1 pseudogene is annotated in these 1,792 nt (G+C 67.9%); it reads right to left on the bottom strand.

Features of this window, described 5'->3' with window-relative positions:
* Positions 1 to 1,792: pseudogene (locus BJF83_RS28290) on the bottom strand (dipeptide ABC transporter ATP-binding protein); the annotation flags it as partial.

The following is a 1,792-nucleotide window of genomic DNA, read 5'->3' as shown; positions in this document are numbered from 1 at the left end:
CACCGGCGCCGCCCCCAGCAACTGACGCGTGTACTCCGAGGACGGCGACTCATACACACTGTCGCTGTCGCCCAACTCCACGACCTCGCCCCCACGCATCACCGCGACCCGATCCGAAACCTGCCGCACCACCGCCAGATCATGCGCCACGAAGATATACGTCAACCCGAAATCATCCTGCAACTCCGACAACAACCTCAACACCTGATCCTGCGTCGACACATCCAACGCCGACACCGGCTCATCACACACGATCAACTTCGGCTTCACGATCAACGCCCGCGCGATCGCGACCCGCTGCCGCTGACCCCCCGAAAACGCGTGCGGGAACCGGTTGTAATGATCAGCCGAAAGCCCCACCCGCTCCAACAACTCCCGCACCCGCGCCCGAATCCTCGCCCCGTCCCGCTCCCCCTGCACCCGCAACGCGGTACCGATCGCCTCCCCCACCGTCACCCGCGGATTCAACGACGAATACGGGTTCTGGAACACCATCTGCACATCCCGCCGCAACGGACGCAACTCCCGCTCCGACACATGCGTGATGTCACGGCCCTCGAACTCCACCCGACCCCGGGTCGGCTCCAGCAACCGCATCACCATCCGCGACAGAGTCGACTTACCCGACCCCGACTCCCCCACGATCCCCACGTCTCCCCCCGGAACAGATCGAAGGACACACCCTTGACCGCCCAGAAATCCGACGCCCGACCCCACAGACCACCACGCACCCTGAAACACTGCGCCACATCCTCCACCCGCAACAACGCGCCCCGGACAAGGCCGAGGAACCAGACGAAACAGAGCCCGAGGAACCAGACGAGACGGAGGCAGAGCCCGAGGAACCAGACGAAACAGAGCCCGAGGCAGAGCCCGAGGCGGAGCCCGAAGGAACACCAGCCCCCGCCTCCGCCGACCCGGCCACCACACCCCCACCCCGCTCAACCCGCCCAGCCCGCTCGGCGCGCTCGGCCCGGTCCCGGGCGCGGCGCTGGGCCCGGGACACCTCCACCCTGGGCACCGCCGCCAACAAAGCCCGCGTGTAGGGATGCGCGGGCTCCGACAGCACCGAACGCACGTCCCCCCGCTCCACCGCCACACCGTGGCGCATCACCACCACCTGGTCCACCGACCCCGCCACCACCGCCAGATCATGCGAGACCAGGATCAACCCCATGTCCAGATCCCGACGCAACCCGTCCAACAGGTCCAACACCTGCGCCTGCACCGTCACGTCCACGCCGTGGTCGGCTCATCGGCCAACAACACCTTGGGATCGCACATCAACCCCATCGCGATCACCACCCGCTGACGCATCCCCCCCGAGAACTCATGCGGATAGGAGTTCACCCGCCGCGCCGGATCCAAAATCCCCACCCGCTCCAACGACTCGACCGCCCGCGCCCTCGCCCGCGCCCGCGACGCCTTCGGATGATGCACCCGGTACGCCTCGACCAACTGGTTCCCGATCGTGTACTGCGGGTGCAGCGACTGCATCGGGTCCTGGAACACCATCGCGATGTCGTTGCCGCGCATCCGCCGCAACCGCTGGTCCGAGGCCGCCACCACGTCCTGGCCCGCGACCTGGATCGACCCCGAGATCCGCGCCCGCGACCCCCGGTGCAACCCCATCAACGCCAGCGAGGTCACGCTCTTGCCCGAGCCCGACTCGCCCACGATCCCCAACGCCCCGCCACGGGGCACCTCGAAGGACAACCCGTTCACCGCGTGGACGTCCCCGTCCATCGTCGGGAACGTCACCCGCAGGTCGTCCACCCGGACGACGGGCTCG

The organism is Nocardiopsis sp. CNR-923 (genome assembly GCF_001942255.1).
Lineage (GTDB): Bacteria > Actinomycetota > Actinomycetes > Streptosporangiales > Streptosporangiaceae > Nocardiopsis.
The sequence above is the reverse complement of the archived record's forward strand: the minus strand, read 5'-3'. Positions and strand labels throughout refer to the sequence as shown.